The sequence below is a fragment of the Psychrobacter sp. AOP3-A1-26 genome (assembly GCF_052378235.1).
Lineage (GTDB): Bacteria > Pseudomonadota > Gammaproteobacteria > Pseudomonadales > Moraxellaceae > Psychrobacter.
The window spans coordinates 1-330 of sequence record NZ_JBQSXN010000227.1 but is presented as its reverse complement, the minus strand read 5'-3'; the positions used below and the strand labels follow the sequence as shown (position 1 = coordinate 330).

Here is a 330-nt window from a genome sequence, read left to right as displayed (position 1 = left end):
AAAAATGATCCTTCTTTGAAAAAGAGTTTGATAACAATATTATAGGCAATAATACCAATAACCCTACAATACTTCGAAAAAATAATATCTGAAAGATACCAATTTGACCGTTTAGCTCACGAGCACCAACAGCCATTAAACAAAATGAGATGAGCGCTCCAATCATCCATAGTGTGGAGTGGAACATAATGAGGCAGTCCTCTTTTATATGACACCAAGTTTGGCACCTATGTTATAGGTAAATATTTTATATTATTGAATTGATATAACAAAAAAGCCAAGTACGAGTAGGGTGCGTCCCACGCACCAGTTTCAAGAAATAGCGATACT

At 35.2% G+C, this 330-nt stretch carries 1 protein-coding gene; it reads right to left on the bottom strand.

All coding sequences use genetic code 11. The annotated features are described in order from the left end of the window. On the bottom strand, positions 1 to 187 hold a 187-nt coding region (locus ACT3TU_RS14405), incomplete at its 3' end, for a hypothetical protein (protein WP_444784551.1). Positions 188 to 330 lie beyond the last annotated feature (143 nt).